The organism is Thalassoglobus sp. JC818, from assembly GCF_040717535.1.
GTDB lineage: Bacteria > Planctomycetota > Planctomycetia > Planctomycetales > Planctomycetaceae > Thalassoglobus.
The window spans coordinates 20,710-36,222 of sequence record NZ_JBFEFI010000008.1 but is presented as its reverse complement, the minus strand read 5'-3'; the positions used below and the strand labels follow the sequence as shown (position 1 = coordinate 36,222).

Sequence of the window (15,513 nt, the reverse complement as noted above, 5' to 3'; positions counted from 1 at the left end):
GCCAACTTTGCGAGTCATCCTTGCTTAACCGTCTAGCAATTCGGATTCCGATGTGTCGGTTTGCGACGACGCTTTGTCGTTTCTCTGGAGTTCAATTATGCGTAAGTTCGATGCACGGCAACTGTTGTTCGTTTTCATCGTGGTCTCGTTTGTCTCATCGTCGGCGACTTTGAACGCATCAGAGGTCCGTATTCAGGACATTACAACAGTTCAAGGTGTGCAGAGAAACCAGCTTGTTGGAATGGGCTTGGTGACTGGGTTGGATGGGACTGGAGGTCGTAGCCCAGTCACTCGACGATTTGCATTGAATATGCTTCAACGGTTTGGCGTTCGTTCAGATCCCGTATTGCGAAGCATCATCGAACGGGATACCGCTCAGCGGACTGATAATATCTCGGTCGTTACGGTCACGGCCGATTTGAACAGCCTGGACAAGCAGGGATCACAGATTGATGTGCTTGTGTCAGCATTTGATGACGCGGAGAGTCTACAAGGCGGGCAGCTAATTATGACGCCTTTATTCGGGGCAGATGGTGAAGTTTATGCCGTTGCTTCGGGGCCATTGTCGATTGGAGGATTCAGCTTCTCCGGGCAGGGGGCTACGGTTCAGAAGAATCATCCAACGACCGGAAGAATTCCAAACGGCGCGGTCGTCGAGGTGGAAGTTGGAAACGGAATCGGTTGTGGAGGGCGAGTTCGTTTGCTTCTCAATGACCCATCGTTGGAGACCGCTCGCCGGATCGGTGATGTGATCAATGAGGAGTTTCCACAGTCGGCAATGATTGGAGACGCTGGATCGGTCGAAATCTGGATTCCGGAAGCCTTTCATGGAGCTGTTCCAGAATTCCTTGCGATTGTCGAAATGATGACGGTCATCCCTGATGTCCCTGCCCGCGTCGTCATCAATGAACGGACGGGGACGATCATCGTCGGTGAGCATGTCAAACTGTCGAAGGTGCTTATTACCCACGCGAATCTGGCGGTTTCCACTGCAGAGTCACCTGAGGTTTCCCAACCGGCACCATTCAGTGACGGTGTCACTGCCATTGTTCCGAGAACAGATATCGTTGTTGAAGAAGAAGATGGCACGATCGCCGTCCTTGAAGAATCTGTCACTGTTGGAGAACTCGCACAAGCTCTCAATGCGCTGGGAGTCGCGCCTCGAGACTTAAGCTCGATTTTCCAGATGCTTAAAGAATCGGGTTCACTGCACGCGGAACTACTCTTTAAGTAGTTGTTCGTGACGATGACAAATGAGCGATCGGATCTCTTGGATTTGCGTCGACAGAAAGGACTCGCAGATGGGACCACTCCCCATTCAACCATATCTCGGATCGATGAGTTTGGGTTTCGATTCGGGACTCGTTAATCGACCTAATGCGCAAGCTGGCGTTGAACTCGAAAGTCTGTTGATATCGACACTATTGAAAGAGATGCGGCAAGCTTCCGGTGGAGGTCTCTTCGAAGGCGACGAGTCAGATACTCTTGGCGGAATGTTCGACCGATATCTGAGTCAGTTTCTGGCGGAACAGGGCGGAATTGGACTCACAGAGACACTCACTCAATCACTCGCGATCGATTCCGAATCGAAGAGTGGCCACCCAAAGATTGGTGAATGATGAAGTCTCCGCACACCGATGTCGCTGAGAGTCTTTTCAAACTCCTGACTGAAGAACTGCACCTTCTGGAACAGACGGAGAGGTTGATTCGCGAGCTTCTCTCGCATCGAAGCGGCGCTACGAACGAACGAGAAGCGATCAACAAATTTCGCGATCTCGAGAGTGAGTTAAGGAAGAGGCTGGAGCGATCTCGTTCGAATCGGTTGATGCTTTCGAAGCGAGTTGAGTTCGAACATGGCGTCAGGCATTTTGTTCGAACCTCTCAGCGTCTTGAACTTCAAGAGGTATTTTATGCCGTCATTAAAGCTCGAAGCAATGTTCGTGGACTGGCACGCGTGATGAATTTTCATGCGAGAACACATCTCGACGTCTTCGAGACGATAGTCCGGGCTGCGACAGGTTCTGAGTCCCAACCTCAATACGATCAGACTGGCCGTCTCGCTGCAGCGACTCTTCACACAATTCTGGAATTAAGGTCCTGAAATGATTCATTACGACATTGGACTGTCTGCACTGCAAGCGAATCAACAGGCGCTAAGCACGATCGCGAACAATATTGCGAATGCGAATACGACAGGTTTTCATCGTCAACGTGTTGAGTTTGTCGATCGTTTTTCGCCTGGTCCAAATAACACGCAAGTTGGAACGGGTGTTGTCGTCGCAGGAATCGATCGACTCCGTGATCATGTCTCGGAAGTAGCTTTGACCTTAAACACGTCGCTGCAGGCAGAGTCCAAGACTGTTCTCGAGACATTGAGGCAAATTGAAACGGTGCTGCTCCCGACGGAAGGTTCACTAGTCGCGTCGGTGACAGAGTTCTTCAATCAGTTGGAGGAACTTGCGGCTCATCCGACTGTCGCCACGGTTCGAGACGCTGTTGTGGAATCGGCTCGACATGTCATTCAGCAGACTGAACAACTTCACTCTCGATTGAATGATCTGACGAGATCCAACGCAGTCGTGATCGAGCAGGAAGTTGCTGAGGTCAATCGCTTGGCTGAAGACCTGAGCGCTCTGAATCGCCGCATTCGAATTCTGGAGAATCAGGGGACCGTACCGAACGCATTAAGGGGTCAACGAGAACGTTTAATCAATGATCTTGCGAATTATGTGGATGTCTCGTCATCGAGTTTGATCAACAATGATCTCTCGATTCTGGTGGCCGGTGGCGGTGTCGTCATTGGGGAGAGTTCATCCGAACTGAGAGTCTCAGCGACGGGCTTCGGAGCTGCAGAATTTACGTCGTCCACTGCAGGTGGTGTCGTCGCAATTGAATCAGGTTCGATCGCCGGAAGGGCTCAAGGACAAATTGCGATCGATGACATCCGTCAGGCACTTCATGACTGGACGAATACATTCGTTGGGACGATTGATCAAATCCAGGCGACCGGACTCGGTGAGGGGGCTGGTTTTCAAGAGGTCATTGGTGAACGGACAGTCGCCAATCCAAACGCATTACTGAGCGCTGCTTCTTCTCCGTTTCCAATTCAGGAAGGATCACTCCACATCAATTTAACCGAAGTTGCAACCGGTAAGACCAGCATCTATCGCATCGACATTGATCCGGAAACTGAGAGTCTTCAGGATATCATCAACAAGATCGATGTCGTGACAAACTTAAGCGCGACTTATCAGTCTCAATCGAAAGTTGTTTCTCTAAACGCTGCCGATGGATATGCCATCAGTTTCTCGGGAGGAATTGATTTTGACTCCACGACTGCTTTCACGACCGGCACAAGCCAGCCGGAATTGTCGGGGATCCCAACCGGAGAAAACGGTCGCTACACGGTTCGTGTGATTGGATCTGGAACTGTGGGGCAGGCGACTCCCTTGAAGCTGGAAGTCAGCGAAACTGTGACTGGTGAGGTGATCAAAACTCTTGATGTGGGAGCAGGAACCGTCGTCGGACAGGCAATTGAAATCGTCGACGGTGTGGCTTTGAAATTGTCTCCGGGAGTCCTGGTAGATGGAGAGTCTTTCGAGTTCGGTCTTATCGGACGACCGGACGAAACAGGACTGCTGACGAACTTGGGCATCGGCACTTTCTTTGCTGGGGATTCTGAAGCGGGGCTCAAGCTTCATTCGTTAATTCAGCAGAATTCACGAAACGTAGCGGTCTCCAAAACAGGAGCGGCCAGCGACACATCCAATGCTCAGTTTTTCCTTGAAGCCCGCGATCTGAAACGCTTTGGCAACGGTCGTGACCCTTTCGAAGAACGTCTTGAAAGTCTGGCGATCGCGACCGCGTTTCGAATTCAAGGCGAACAAACAGGACAGGAATTTCTTTCCGAGCAGCAGTCCCATCTAGCGACTCAGCGAGACTCAATTTCCGGAGTCGATCCGAATGAAGAACTTCTGCTCATGCTCGAATACCAGCGAGCGTTTCAGGCTGCCTCTCGCTTCGTTTCGGTCATCGATGAAACTCTCGATGAACTTCTTCGGCTCGTTTAAAAGAGGAGAAAGAGATGACGTTTCGAATCACTTCGCATCGCCAACTTGAACTTCAGCGACTGCATGCGCAGTCGCATGCATCGAGATCTGCAACCCTGCAGAATCAGATCAGCAGCGGTGTTCGAGTTCATCGTCCTTCCGATGACCCGATCGCTCAACAGACGATCTTGTCTCAGCAGCGAGTGCTGAATCGTCTGGAGGTTCAGCACAATGCTATTCAGCATGCGCGTGCTTCACTGACACAGTCGAATGAACAACTACTGGATGCGAATCAACTGGTCGTGCAAGCTAAGGCTCTCGCTCTGCAAGGCCGGCAGTCGCAAACGTCCTTCGAGTTACAATCTCTCGCTGATGAGGTGAATGGATTCCTTGAGACTCTCGAAACTGTTGCCAATGCGAAGTTCGATGGAAAGTATCTCTTCAGCGGGACCTCAACAACGAAGGCACCTTATTCCGGAATTGTGGATGGTCCGACACAGTACCATGGCAGTTCCTCGACGGGTGTTGTTGTACTGTCAGGAGATGATGATCTTGATGTCTACTTGTCAGGAGACGAAGCCTTTCAGTTTGTAGATCCAGAGTCGAATGAACTGACTGACATCTTCGCAGTGATTCGACAAGTCCGAGATGATTTGCAGAGAGCTGCCGATGGCGATCTTGAGGAAGCTGGGCGAAGTTTGGACTCGACAATTCATTCTCTGGAAATCGGTAGTGAACATCTCCTGTCAGTGGTCGGCCGCCAGTCAGTTGTGTTGCAACAACTTGATCGGGTCGAAGAACGAACTGAGGAATTGCAGTTTCAGGCAGAAACGGTTCTCAGCGATTTGAGATCAACGGATGTCGCTTCGGCGGTTGTCGCGCTGCAGGAAGAACAGAATCTGCTGCAGTTTACTTTTGCAACGACCACTCGATTGCTGGACACCTCAATCTTGAACTTCCTGAGTTAATCGGAGAATCAGATGGTCAATCAGAAATTCCGCGCATCGTCGGCTTCTCAACCTTCAGGAACGGAGGAACTGCAGGTCAGCCACCGGATCGCATTATTGGAAGAACTTGCCAGCCAGGATGATTTTACCTGGAATTCCATCGCAAGCCGTGTTCAGGCTGATGCGGAACTGGCATCCCGCGTCGTTATGGAAGCAGCGACGGCTGGCCGACACGGAGAACTCTTGCGCGAAATTCAGTCGATCGAACATGCGACCGCTTTACTTGGCATCAACTGGATTCAGAATCTTTTGGTGGAGCTGACCGACGAGGGCCATCAAGAACAGAAAGCTGCCTGATTTTCTGATGCGAAGGTGACCTCGATGCGTGAGATCAGAGTCCGGATCGAAAGGGGCAGCATCTTCAATCGCTGAGCCTCCATTTTCGTGGCCTTCGGGCATGGTGAAGTACGAATACTGAAACTCTGCTAACACGATTGAATCTCTGCACCACACTGGTGCGGAAGCTCTCGATGACAAAACAGAATGAGTCGATGCGTTTCGATTCTCAGCCGACGTGAGATGGTCTACAGTATGTTGATCTCTCAATTTGTCTGCTTGAATGAGAAAGTAAGCGCAACATGACACGAATTGTTTTTTCTCTTGTACTCCTGTTTTCGATCGGTAGCCAATCCTCTGCCGCTGAGTGGCAAACACTCTTCAATGGAAAGTCTCTTGAGGGCTGGACGCAAAAAAACGGATGGGCGAGCTACGCTGTTGAAGATGGTGCGATCGTCGGACGGACTGCTCCGGGAAGCCCCAATTCGTTCTTGACCACACTTGGCGATTACGGAGACTTTGAACTGGAGTTTGAAGTCAAAGTCGACAACGGATTGAACTCCGGAGTCCAGATTCGATCCAAGACGAAAGAGGTCGCAGATGGCCAGGGAAGAAACAACCAAGTGGGACGCGTTTACGGACCACAAGTTGAAATCGAATCAGGCCCTGCAGAAGCTGGCTATGTCTACGGTGAAGCCACCGGCCGTGGATGGCTGACCCCGGAAGATCGCCTGAAGCCACACGATCACTTTAAAAACGAAGAGTGGAACCAGTTCCGAATTGTCGCCAAGGGGCCACGAATTCAAACGTTCATCAACGGACAGGAAATCGAAGATCTGACCGACGAGCCGATCTACGAAAGTCATCCATCCGGATTCATCGGCCTTCAGGTTCACGGAATCGGCGACCGAGATCAGTCGTACGAAGTGCGTTGGCGAAACATTCGAATTAAAGAACTCGAATAGTTCATTCGGTCCGGTGCAATTTGCTCACCAAATTGGATGAGTGTTGCATTAGCTGCGTGAAGCCTTTACGCGACACAATTGCTTTCGATTCGGCAGGCTCTGGGTATGGACTCAGAGCCTGTTCGTTTGTGGAGTGCAATACTTTTCGAAAAGAGAGTGCAGGGCTCAAGCTGACGAACGCATGTGCGAGGCACGAATCTGGGCGTCTGATTTTCGTGTCACAATCATTTTCATTCGAAAGTCAATTATCGCAGACGTGTCGCTACGATCGTCATGCTGGGCCGCTTGATATCAGAGTATGGCCATAGTTGGCTGACCGCATGAATTTTGCTTTGCTTCTGCGGTGAAAGCTGCAGTTGATCGGAGATCACGGACGCCAGGCGCGCTGCCTGTTCAGTGGATCGAGCCCAGACAGTTGGCCCGGGCGAAGGCGTCCAGACGACGATCTTCAGCATCGAATCATTTCGTCTCGCGAATGGAGCAATTTCAACGAGCATTTTCCGCATCTCTTCATCAATCAGCGACCCGGTTTGCGGCAGAGGATTCATGCGATCAAAGGCAACTCCTAAGTCCGTTTCCTCGACTCCAGCATGATCATGAAAGCGTTCCAACTCGATGAGAACACGATCGAGTTCCTGTTGCTCCCAGTCGCGGATGTAAAGTGAATCCGACTCTTCATCAGGTCCAGAACCTGATTGATCACTGGATGGGTCAGGGACGATATAAACCGGTGGAGTGTGGTCAAGTTGCATTGGGCTGCGGCTGAGTTTCTCTGCGAAAATTCCAGGCACACCGAGTTCATCTGTGGCTCGAATGAACGAACCCGTGCCCGAATAGAGATTGACCCCGGTTTGCTCAGAAGCGAGCGAATTGAGCACAATGAAGAATGCGAGCAGCGCTGTCATTGTGTCTCCAAAGGAGATCAGGTAGCTATTGTTCGGACCGCTCGTGCTTTTCTTTCTCCTCATCAGATGAGCCTCATTGTATCTGCATCTTTTCGGAAGCAGTTGGAAGTCGTGAACGAATTTGTTCGATTGTTGTTAGTCGGAGTGAGGAATGTTCTTAATATTAACTAGGTCACGGAGTTCAGTTTTCGTGTATTAGAATGAGACGAATCTTCCGAGGTGAAATATTCGAATGCGGTAGCACTCCAACTGCCACTTGTTGAATCGATACACCACTCTGCATGGTGAGATAGGTGGCGATTTTTGTTGAGTCAATGATCTGTGGAGTGGACGCGGAATTGATGGTCAGATCGAAGGGTAGTTTCTTCATCTGAGCAGCCAGGAAGCCTAAGTGCTGCCGACCGAGGTCGGTCAGGTCTCCTTTCGAGTCGAAGAACAAGTCCCTCGAAATATCGAATGAGAACGACCGCATTTTTCCGAGTTCCGAAGATTCCTCAAGTGATTCCAGGCCCCGTCCCATCGCTTCGGAGATGACATCTGTGTACATCGGCGGAATCTCACTTCCCCGGAGTGTCAATCGACTGCTCGTCGGACGGACTCGCATCACGATGGAAGCATGATCGAGAGTCTGGTCACGATGGCCAATGTTTCCAGCACTTCCTCCAGCTCCGAACAGAGTTTGCTGCATCATTTCGAACTTCTCTGGCTCGCTGTTGGCAAATGTGAGGAGAAGGATGAAGAATGTCATCAATAGGGTTACTACATCGCTGTAAGTGATAAACCAGCGAGGAATACTTGTTGGCTTCGATTGTGTCTCAGCTCTCTTCATGGTGCTTGTCCGAACATGTCGTTCACATGTCTTTTTGATTCAATAGCGTGATATCGGAGGCGATTTAATCCGCTTTTCTGAGTCGCTTGCAAAACTTCAGGAGCACTAACACTGAGTAGTCGCTGACTCGTGATCTACAGAAGTGACTTGCCGGTTTAAGCGGCCTGCGTTGGGGTGACTGGCCGTTTCGACTCGGAGACAAACGCCGCCATGCGTTCCTGAACCACACGTGGTGCAAGGCCGTCGACTAGCGATGACAGTCCTGACATCATCAACTCACGGACAAGTGCTTCATCCTTGGAACGTGTTTCCAGCTTCCCTGCGAGCGGAATGCAGAAGAGGTTGGCGATGACGGCACCATACAGAGTTGTCAGAAGTGCTGTCGCCATTCCGACACCAATTTGAGAGGGATCTTCCAGGGTTCGGAGCATCTGAACGAGTCCGATTAGGGTTCCAATCATCCCAAATGCCGGGGCAGCTGCCGCAATTGCTTCGAGAATTTTCCGTCCGTTTTCATGTCGTTGTTCGATGCAAATGATCTCGGTTTCAAGGACTGAGGTGAGTTCGTCTCTCGAGTTTCCACCGATTACCATTTCGAGCCCGCGTTTCAGGAACGGGTCATTGATAGTTTCCATCTCATTCTCCAGAGAAAGCAAACCGTCCCGGCGTGCCGACCGGGCGAGATCTGTGAACTGTTGAATGACTGCATTCGTCTCGGGGAGTTTGGCGACAAAGCAGTTCTTCAGAACCGAGAAGAGCCCGATGACCTGTGACATTGGGGAGTTGATGAGCAATGCAGCGAACGATCCGCCGAGCACAATCATCATTGACGGAATGTTTACAAATGGCAGGAGCGATCCTCCAATGGAGATGGAGCCCAGGATCAGGGCGATCCCCAGAACCAATCCTATGATCGTTGCAAGGTCCATTTTACTTTCTCCATAAACAGACAGTTTAAGCTGCGTTCTTTATGCGATAGACATGTGCAAGAAGCTCTGCGATCGCCCGGTAGAACTCAGCTGGAATCTCATCTCCGAGTTCTGCGAGTGCAAAAATTGCTCTCGTCAATGGCTTACGTTCGAACACGGGAACGCCATTCTCACGAGCCACTCTCGCTATCCTCCGTGCAAGAGCATCCGTACCCTTTGCGAGTACGATCGGAGCACGCATGTGACCAGCTTCGTACTTCAGTGCGACCGCGTAGTGTGTTGGGTTCGTGATGACCATGGTTGCCTGAGGCACTTCTTTAAGTGCCTTTCTTTGACGACTCTCCATTTGGGCGCGCCGCATTCTCATTCGGATTTGCGGGTCACCTTGATCATCTTTGTTCTCATTTTTGACCTCCTGCTTTGACATGCGAAGTTTCTGTTCAAATCGATACCAACGAAAGCAGAAGTCACACGCACCCCAGAAAAGTGTGAGAGCCGCAAGTCCGAGAAGAATATATCTGACGAGTTGTCCTCCGAGTGCAATTCCTGCATGAGCTTGCAGTCGCGACGCAGTCCTCAGCTCGGGGAAGAACGTCGATATGATCCAGATCACAACCGCCACTGAAGTCCCGAGTTTCAGGCAGGACAGCCCTCCCCGGACTGCGCTTTCCATCGACATCAGCCGTGTCCAACCGCGTGTTGGAGAGAGCTTCTCGATATTCGGTGAGAGTGGTTTTGTTGTGAGAGTGATTCCGGACTGTAAATGTGCCCATAAGATCGAGAGCATCATTGAGGTGATTGCGATGACTCCACCACTAAGAAATGTCCGTGATAAGACCCACTGACCGGCACTGATCGTCTGCGATGGACCCCATTCTGCTGATTGAACATAGACGAGAGAGTCACGAAGCTGGCCGGCAAATCGGTGGAGGAAGAATGACCCAGATAGAAACGTTGCGATGGCGACAATCATTAGTGTGAGACCCATCGACAAGTCCGCACTGTATAGAACCTCTCCCTCTTCCCGGGCGCGTTCACGGCGTCTGGGAGTTGGAGCTTCCGTCTTTTGTTGATCGTTGTCGTCAGCCATGAACCTCTTCCGGATTGGAGAGATTGAGTGAACGTGTCAATTGTTTACGTGGGAGATTTGGATAAAGAAGTTAATCAGAAAGTAAATCGCGGTGGGAACTGCCAAGGATCGACTGGCATTTATCTGGGGTATTGCTAAATGGAATGTGTCCAGCGTGTAGCAACTTTTAGCGCAGAGTGAATGATGTCTGGGAGAAATACGATAAGGGCGACGAGCCCAACGATGAGGCGAATCGGCATTCCGAAAGTCATTAAGTTGAATTGAGGAGTTTGACGCATGATCATCAAGAGTGCTGTCGTCGTTGCGAGGAGGCATAGCAAGACTGGAGAACTCACTGCTACTCCGACACCGTCCGTTTCCAAAATGGTTTGAATCGTCCATTGTAGGTTGGGAAGTTCGCAGGGTTGTGCGATCGGAATCGAGTAGAGCGAGGAATCGAGAAAATAGAGAAGCAGATAGTGCCCGTTCAGTGCGAGGAAACCGAGCGAGAAAGCTGTTTCCAGAATTTCGGAGATGACATTGCTTTGAGCATCAGAAGTGGATGAAGTCATCGAAGCGAGTGTCAGTCCCATCTCCTGAGCGATCACCGACCCTGCAATGCGAATGGGGACGAGCAACAGGCCAAGACACCAGGCAGATGCGATCCCGAAAGCTGCTTCGCGAAGTACATGCCAGGTCAACCAACTCCAGGATGTATAGTTTTGCTGTCCGATTTGGAGAGCAGCTGCATGGATTGATGTCGGAATCCAGATGAGCATCAGGCAGACTGCGAATCCAATCTTGACTGTATTCGGGACCGGTTTACGACCAAGGATCGGAAGAAAAGCAACGAATGCTGAAATTCGAACAAAGTTCAAGAGCAAAACAGTCACTCCCAAAGTGATGAGCGAGTCTGTGGACGACGAGACTTGAGCCAGAGAGTCAGCCGCAGCGAGGCCGGTCATTGGACTGTCTCCAGCATGTGACTGACCACACGGGCGGTGAAACCCGTTGCGATCTTGAGTGACCATGGGAGAGTGACCATCATCACGAGAGCCACCGTCACGATTCGTGGAGCGAAGCTGAGAGTCTGCTCCTGAATACTCGTCACTGTTTGGAGGATGCTGATTACAGTTCCCACGATCAGGCTGACTGCAACTGCCGGAAATGACAAGAGGAGGGCAGTCATCAAGAGGTCGCGGCTGAGAGAGACAATTTGGAGAGAATTCATGATCGATTGTCGTTGTTGCACTAAATCATTGAGAAAGACTTGTTTGGCCGATGCTGAGTCTTAGCGGCTCAGTGTTTTGCGGTCAGTTGACTTTGTCGACGTTTTAAGATTGCGAAACTCTTGTACAAGATCCTGGACAAGTTTGGAGTCGTTGATTGAACTGAGAATCTTGGCTGCGTCACGCTCTTCGATGTTAGAAAGAATCTCGACAGCGATAGCCATCTTTCCATCGTTTGCCATCTCGCGAATCACATCGGCGCTCTTTTCAGAATCCATGCTTTCGATCCACTGTGAGAGTCGACGCGTGTTTTCACGTGTTTGCAGATCGATGTCTTTGCTGGCTTCCTGCATCTCCTTCAGTTTCGTTTCCGTCGTCGCCCTCTCATCGATAATAGACTGCCGGGCCTGAATCAGTTGGGAGATCAATTGCTCCGCACTTCTGATCTGCTCAGAAGTTCTTTTTCGTAATTGGTCCATTTCTTCGCGCTCATTGAGCATGTCGTTGAACGCGATCTGTTGTTGGATCACACGGTCCTGAATTCGCTTCTCTTCACCAATGATTTGTTTTTCACGCTCTTTGAGACTCATGCTGAGGCGGATGAGTTCTTCGACGCTCACCTCTTTTGGCCGCACCGGGACTGGCATCTCCTCCACACCTCCATCTGACTGGTCATCGTCATTCGGAGGGTGGAGGGTGCCGAGTACGTCGTTGTTGTTGGCCGTTTGATCAGAAGCTTGTTCAGAACTGAGAAAGCGATTCTTTGCCCACCACGAACCTGCACATGTGGCTGCGAATACGGTTCCAGAAAGAATGAGAATTCCGAGTGTTTTCATGGTGATTCTCTCTTCACGAGGGATTAGAGGCAGAGAAGCGGCAGGCTAAGAATGATTGATCGAGTTCAATCTGTTCGAGTGCGAGTTGTGATTTCCGGTGTTCCGCCTTCTTTCGAGCCAGCAGATTGTTCAATGAGCTCTCACGGGCCAAAAGTTTTTGATAAACGGACTCTTCTTGCTCGCGAAGTTCTTTTAGCTCGATAGCCAGGTTTTCGGCTTGATTGTGGATTTCTTGAAGCTGGTCACCAGCAGCCTGAATTGACAAGATGCCATTCGCGCCCTTGGAGTTAGTTAACGAATCGATGATTCCCGCAGTGACAATTCTTCTCTGGTGTTCAATCTCGTTGAACTTTTTATTGAGTTCAGCTTCCTGTTGTGCAAGCCGTCCGAGAGTTAGTTTCTGTAGACTGACTTGTTGTGAGGTGAGGCGAGCAACGGTTGCGAGAGGAGAATTGAAGGCTTTCATTGAGATCCCTCTGCCAGTTTGACGAGATGGGAAAGTGATTCGTTGCCTGAGGATGTCTCGCCTAAATTCTGTTGTAAGTACTTGTTAATCATCGGGATTTTTTGAAGGCATTGGTCAATCTCAGTAGATGTTCCTGGCTGGTAGAGTCCGGCGTTGACCAGGTCGACGATTTCCTCATGTTGCGACAACCAGTTTCGGATCGATTGAGCCGCCCGTTGATGTTCTTGAGACGTGACATCGGGAAAAACACGGGAGACACTTTCGAGGACATTGATCGCGGGAAAGTGGCCGCGGCTTGCGAGCCGACGATCGAGGACAATGTGTCCATCGAGAATTGACCGGGCTGCATCGGAGATAGGTTCGTCGAGGTCATCGCCGTCGACGAGAACGGTGGCAATGGCTGAAATTGCTCCCCGCTCGTTGGTGCCAAGTCGTTCGAGAAGAGAAGCCATGATTGATGTCACCGATGGTGGATAACCCCGCAGTCCTGGGACTTCTCCTCGAGCTAGTCCGATCTCCCGTTGAGCTTGAGCGAGACGCGTAAGGCTGTCCAAAAACATTAAGACATGGGCGCCTCGATCTCGAAGATCTTCGGCAATTGTGATCGCTGTTCGAACAGCCTGAAGCTTCATCACTGGTGATTCGTCAGATGTCGAAACGACCACAATTGAGCGTCGCAGACCTTCTTCGCCGAGACAGTCTTCGATGAATGGGAGGACTTCACGGCCCCGCTCGCCGACAAGGGCGACCACGTTGACGTCCGAACTGGCGTTTCGAGCAATCTCTCCGAGGAGCGTGCTTTTTCCGACTCCGCTTCCAGCAAAGAGGCCGACACGCTGTCCTTCTCCGAGAGTTAATAATCCATCAATAACACGAAGTCCGGTTGTAAGCACGCGTTTCACTCGCGACCTCTGAAGTGCAACAGGTGTTTGCCGCGAGAACGTTCTTCGTCTTCGAACACGAAGTATACCGCGATTATCGATTGGTTTTCCCATTGCGTTTATGACTCGCCCTATCAGTTCAAGCCCGACAGGAGTTCGCACCTGATGGTTTGTGGCAATGACGGACATGCCGGGTGTTAAACCCTGTGTTTGCTGGAATGTCATTAACTGTGAAGTCTCTTCAGAAACTCCGATGACTTCCGCGAGGAATTCATTTTGTCGACCGTCAGTGATGACACAGATTTCTCCCATTGACGCCGTCAGTTTGGCTGTGAGCGAATCGCGGACGCTAAGCAGTTTCCCGGCGATCTGGAAATCGTCGCAGTCTTTGATCTTTTCCTTCAGCTTGGCGACGTTCAACTTGAGTGTCATCTAGATCCTCCAGCCAGTGTCGGCGAATTTCCGAGAGTCGTGTTCCAATGTTGCTGACAAGTTCCCCGATCTGGGGCTCAATCAGTTTGCAGCTGCCTCTCTCGAGTTGATTGTCCGAACGCAGTTCCATTGAACGATCAGCCCAAGTTTCGGGCGAGGATTGAATCGATTTCTGCAGAATCGCAAGGTCTTGGGGGTGAAGTACAACGATCGGAGTTAGCTGCGGGGCAATGTGTCCAATCGCTGATGCAACTAGCTTGTCCACTTCGAATTCATCACGGTCGATCGCATGAAAAACCAAACTTGAAGCGACGGCAATCGACAATTCGACCGCAACCTCCTGGAGTTCTTCAAGGAGTTGTTCGCGACGGTCGGACATCGATTGAAGTTGGCCGGAGAGTTCCGCAAGCAAAGCAAGTGTCCGCTTGTTTGTGTCGTCAACTGGCTCGACAACTTCACGGACCGAAACACTCACCTCAGGCTGTGAAGAATGATCGTTCAAACCCGGGGTAAACGGTGTGTAGTCTCCGCTTGTCAATGAAACGGGACTTCGCGGGCTGAGTTTGATGACCGTCGGTACGAATTGAAATCGAATCCTGTGAGGTTTAGATGTGGAGGCCGTCATGTCACGTTCTCCTCATCGACAATTCCGATCGTTTGAGCGATCATTTCTCGGGCAGCTTCGCAAACTGATTTTGGAACCGGACGTTGATAGCTCAGTTCCTCGTTGAGAGTGGCTGCTGCTCTTCGAGACAAGTTTTGAAGAACTTTTTCAAGGAGTTCGGGCTCACATTCAAACAGTGCATGCTGGAGTGTTTCTGAATCGATGCGCGTCAAAACCTGTTGGACTTGCCGATCGGTGAGTTCGAGGAGATCATTGAATCGATATAAATGTTTTTGTAATTCGAGCGCTTGGTTGGAATCACTCTCTTCGATTGCACTGAAGAATTCTCTTCGAAGCGGCTTGTCTGTTTCACGCAGTATGTCTGCAAGCCGAATGAGCGGGTTCACAGCCTCGACTTTCTTAGGGCTCTTAAGAATTGCCTGTTGGACAGTCGTTTGCGTGAGGCGTGATACCAACTCAGCGGGAGCGTGTGGATCGTTGGCCAGTTCTCGGACTGTGGCTCGTCGATGTGAGGAGGAAAGCTCGTTGAGAAGGTCTGCAACGCGACGTGTGGAAAGGTGTTGGCAAATCAATGCAACAGTTCGTGGCTGTTCTTCTTCAAGGACTGCGGTAAGCTGATGCAAGTTCATGTGTTCCAGATCGAGAAGTGTGTCTCCCGTCAGTTGGTAAACTTCTTCCTCCTCTTGCTGGGGAAACTGGAGGATCGACGGATTTGAGTCGTCGGCTGTGTGGCTTTTGTTACTTGTAGTTTGTAATCCAGCCAATTTGACGGCGATCGACATCAGAGATTCAAATTCATCAAGAATTCTGGACTGGCGTCGTGTTGACGGGAGTTTCCATTCCTCTTGTCGAATTTTTTTCAGCAAGGGGCCACGAAGCTCTTCCGGAAGACTGAGAAGGAGAACTTGCCGGTCTTCTTCACGAAGCATTCGCAGGAGTGTTAAAACACGTTCCTCTCTGTTTTCTGTGTCACTCGTCGCCATGTTGTTCATGAATCCGTTCAATGAAATGGGAT

At 50.6% G+C, this 15,513-nt stretch carries 18 protein-coding genes; 7 read left to right on the top strand and 11 right to left on the bottom strand.

The genetic code is table 11. From position 1 onward, the window contains the following. Nucleotides 1-97: 97 nt before the first annotated feature. The 7 genes from AB1L42_RS19645 (at nucleotide 98) to AB1L42_RS19615 (ending at nucleotide 6,297) form a co-directional block, all read left to right on the top strand. Complete coding sequence (locus tag AB1L42_RS19645) at nucleotides 98-1,234, top strand: flagellar basal body P-ring protein FlgI (RefSeq protein WP_367060205.1); 1,137 nt, start codon at nucleotides 98-100, stop codon at nucleotides 1,232-1,234. A 67-nt stretch (nucleotides 1,235-1,301) separates the two neighbouring features. Further along, on the top strand, nucleotides 1,302-1,619 hold the full coding sequence (locus tag AB1L42_RS19640) for a rod-binding protein (protein WP_367060203.1): 318 nt from the start codon (nucleotides 1,302-1,304) through the stop codon (nucleotides 1,617-1,619). Continuing rightward, nucleotides 1,616-2,101 (top strand): hypothetical protein, encoded by a 486-nt coding sequence (locus tag AB1L42_RS19635; RefSeq protein WP_367060201.1) that lies wholly within the window; start codon nucleotides 1,616-1,618, stop codon nucleotides 2,099-2,101. The genes AB1L42_RS19640 and AB1L42_RS19635 overlap by 4 nt, the downstream gene beginning before the upstream one ends. A gap of 1 nt (nucleotide 2,102) precedes the next feature. Further along, nucleotides 2,103-4,070 carry a flagellar hook-associated protein FlgK gene (gene flgK / locus AB1L42_RS19630; protein ID WP_367060198.1) on the top strand — a complete coding sequence of 656 codons (1,968 nt, stop codon included), beginning with the start codon at nucleotides 2,103-2,105 and terminating at the stop codon, nucleotides 4,068-4,070. Nucleotides 4,071-4,084: 14 nt separating this feature from the next. Then, a complete protein-coding gene (locus tag AB1L42_RS19625) occupies nucleotides 4,085-5,017 on the top strand; it encodes a hypothetical protein (protein ID WP_367060195.1) in 933 nt (310 codons plus the stop codon). A 12-nt stretch (nucleotides 5,018-5,029) separates the two neighbouring features. Continuing rightward, entirely contained in the window at nucleotides 5,030-5,353 is a 324-nt protein-coding gene (locus AB1L42_RS19620; RefSeq protein ID WP_367060192.1) for an HDOD domain-containing protein, read from the top strand. Nucleotides 5,354-5,634: 281 nt separating this feature from the next. Further along, nucleotides 5,635-6,297: a DUF1080 domain-containing protein gene (locus tag AB1L42_RS19615; protein ID WP_367060189.1), complete on the top strand. Its 663-nt coding sequence runs from the start codon at nucleotides 5,635-5,637 to the stop codon at nucleotides 6,295-6,297. 245 nt (nucleotides 6,298-6,542) lie between these two features. Here AB1L42_RS19615 and AB1L42_RS19610 read toward each other — a convergent pair whose 3' ends face one another. From AB1L42_RS19610 to AB1L42_RS19560, 11 genes are all read right to left on the bottom strand, one after another. After that, the gene (locus tag AB1L42_RS19610; RefSeq protein ID WP_367060186.1) at nucleotides 6,543-7,265 is read right to left on the bottom strand and encodes a flagellar motor protein MotB; all 723 of its coding nucleotides are present in this window, start codon (nucleotides 7,263-7,265) and stop codon (nucleotides 6,543-6,545) included. A gap of 118 nt (nucleotides 7,266-7,383) precedes the next feature. Continuing rightward, complete coding sequence (locus AB1L42_RS19605; protein ID WP_367060183.1) at nucleotides 7,384-8,031, bottom strand: flagellar motor protein MotB; 648 nt, start codon at nucleotides 8,029-8,031, stop codon at nucleotides 7,384-7,386. Between the two features lie 155 nt (nucleotides 8,032-8,186). Beyond that, a complete protein-coding gene (locus tag AB1L42_RS19600) occupies nucleotides 8,187-8,960 on the bottom strand; it encodes a MotA/TolQ/ExbB proton channel family protein (protein WP_367060180.1) in 774 nt (257 codons plus the stop codon). 25 nt (nucleotides 8,961-8,985) lie between these two features. Beyond that, nucleotides 8,986-10,050 carry a flagellar type III secretion system protein FlhB gene (locus AB1L42_RS19595; RefSeq protein WP_367060177.1) on the bottom strand — a complete coding sequence of 355 codons (1,065 nt, stop codon included), beginning with the start codon at nucleotides 10,048-10,050 and terminating at the stop codon, nucleotides 8,986-8,988. Nucleotides 10,051-10,184: 134 nt separating this feature from the next. Further along, complete coding sequence (locus AB1L42_RS19590) at nucleotides 10,185-10,994, bottom strand: flagellar biosynthetic protein FliR (protein WP_367060174.1); 810 nt, start codon at nucleotides 10,992-10,994, stop codon at nucleotides 10,185-10,187. Next, nucleotides 10,991-11,260: a flagellar biosynthetic protein FliQ gene (locus AB1L42_RS19585; protein WP_367060171.1), complete on the bottom strand. Its 270-nt coding sequence runs from the start codon at nucleotides 11,258-11,260 to the stop codon at nucleotides 10,991-10,993. The genes AB1L42_RS19590 and AB1L42_RS19585 overlap by 4 nt, the downstream gene beginning before the upstream one ends. 60 nt (nucleotides 11,261-11,320) lie before the next feature. Continuing rightward, nucleotides 11,321-12,094, bottom strand: a complete 774-nt coding sequence (locus AB1L42_RS19580; RefSeq protein ID WP_367060168.1) for a hypothetical protein — start codon at nucleotides 12,092-12,094, stop codon at nucleotides 11,321-11,323. A 13-nt stretch (nucleotides 12,095-12,107) separates the two neighbouring features. Next, complete coding sequence (locus AB1L42_RS19575; RefSeq protein WP_367060165.1) at nucleotides 12,108-12,560, bottom strand: hypothetical protein; 453 nt, start codon at nucleotides 12,558-12,560, stop codon at nucleotides 12,108-12,110. After that, the gene (locus tag AB1L42_RS19570; RefSeq protein ID WP_367060162.1) at nucleotides 12,557-13,873 is read right to left on the bottom strand and encodes a FliI/YscN family ATPase; all 1,317 of its coding nucleotides are present in this window, start codon (nucleotides 13,871-13,873) and stop codon (nucleotides 12,557-12,559) included. Before AB1L42_RS19570 ends, AB1L42_RS19575 begins: the two co-directional genes overlap by 4 nt. Next, complete coding sequence (locus AB1L42_RS19565; protein ID WP_367060159.1) at nucleotides 13,791-14,498, bottom strand: FliH/SctL family protein; 708 nt, start codon at nucleotides 14,496-14,498, stop codon at nucleotides 13,791-13,793. The genes AB1L42_RS19570 and AB1L42_RS19565 overlap by 83 nt, the downstream gene beginning before the upstream one ends. Then, nucleotides 14,495-15,481 carry a FliG C-terminal domain-containing protein gene (locus AB1L42_RS19560; RefSeq protein WP_367060156.1) on the bottom strand — a complete coding sequence of 329 codons (987 nt, stop codon included), beginning with the start codon at nucleotides 15,479-15,481 and terminating at the stop codon, nucleotides 14,495-14,497. Before AB1L42_RS19560 ends, AB1L42_RS19565 begins: the two co-directional genes overlap by 4 nt. Nucleotides 15,482-15,513: the final 32 nt, after the last annotated feature.

What these genes read in the sequence shown, in the direction of transcription:
- AB1L42_RS19645 (WP_367060205.1), top strand. Translation starts at nt 98, where the DNA reads ATGCGTAAGTTCGATGCACGGCAACTGTTGTTCGTTTTCATCGTGGTC.
- AB1L42_RS19640 (WP_367060203.1), top strand. Translation starts at nt 1,302, where the DNA reads ATGGGACCACTCCCCATTCAACCATATCTCGGATCGATGAGTTTGGGT.
- AB1L42_RS19635 (WP_367060201.1), top strand. Translation starts at nt 1,616, where the DNA reads ATGATGAAGTCTCCGCACACCGATGTCGCTGAGAGTCTTTTCAAACTC.
- flgK (WP_367060198.1), top strand. Translation starts at nt 2,103, where the DNA reads ATGATTCATTACGACATTGGACTGTCTGCACTGCAAGCGAATCAACAG.
- AB1L42_RS19625 (WP_367060195.1), top strand. Translation starts at nt 4,085, where the DNA reads ATGACGTTTCGAATCACTTCGCATCGCCAACTTGAACTTCAGCGACTG.
- AB1L42_RS19620 (WP_367060192.1), top strand. Translation starts at nt 5,030, where the DNA reads ATGGTCAATCAGAAATTCCGCGCATCGTCGGCTTCTCAACCTTCAGGA.
- AB1L42_RS19615 (WP_367060189.1), top strand. Translation starts at nt 5,635, where the DNA reads ATGACACGAATTGTTTTTTCTCTTGTACTCCTGTTTTCGATCGGTAGC.
- AB1L42_RS19610 (WP_367060186.1), bottom strand. Translation starts at nt 7,265, where the DNA reads ATGAGGAGAAAGAAAAGCACGAGCGGTCCGAACAATAGCTACCTGATC.
- AB1L42_RS19605 (WP_367060183.1), bottom strand. Translation starts at nt 8,031, where the DNA reads ATGAAGAGAGCTGAGACACAATCGAAGCCAACAAGTATTCCTCGCTGG.
- AB1L42_RS19600 (WP_367060180.1), bottom strand. Translation starts at nt 8,960, where the DNA reads ATGGACCTTGCAACGATCATAGGATTGGTTCTGGGGATCGCCCTGATC.
- AB1L42_RS19595 (WP_367060177.1), bottom strand. Translation starts at nt 10,050, where the DNA reads ATGGCTGACGACAACGATCAACAAAAGACGGAAGCTCCAACTCCCAGA.
- AB1L42_RS19590 (WP_367060174.1), bottom strand. Translation starts at nt 10,994, where the DNA reads ATGACCGGCCTCGCTGCGGCTGACTCTCTGGCTCAAGTCTCGTCGTCC.
- AB1L42_RS19585 (WP_367060171.1), bottom strand. Translation starts at nt 11,260, where the DNA reads ATGAATTCTCTCCAAATTGTCTCTCTCAGCCGCGACCTCTTGATGACT.
- AB1L42_RS19580 (WP_367060168.1), bottom strand. Translation starts at nt 12,094, where the DNA reads ATGAAAACACTCGGAATTCTCATTCTTTCTGGAACCGTATTCGCAGCC.
- AB1L42_RS19575 (WP_367060165.1), bottom strand. Translation starts at nt 12,560, where the DNA reads ATGAAAGCCTTCAATTCTCCTCTCGCAACCGTTGCTCGCCTCACCTCA.
- AB1L42_RS19570 (WP_367060162.1), bottom strand. Translation starts at nt 13,873, where the DNA reads ATGACACTCAAGTTGAACGTCGCCAAGCTGAAGGAAAAGATCAAAGAC.
- AB1L42_RS19565 (WP_367060159.1), bottom strand. Translation starts at nt 14,498, where the DNA reads ATGACGGCCTCCACATCTAAACCTCACAGGATTCGATTTCAATTCGTA.
- AB1L42_RS19560 (WP_367060156.1), bottom strand. Translation starts at nt 15,481, where the DNA reads ATGGCGACGAGTGACACAGAAAACAGAGAGGAACGTGTTTTAACACTC.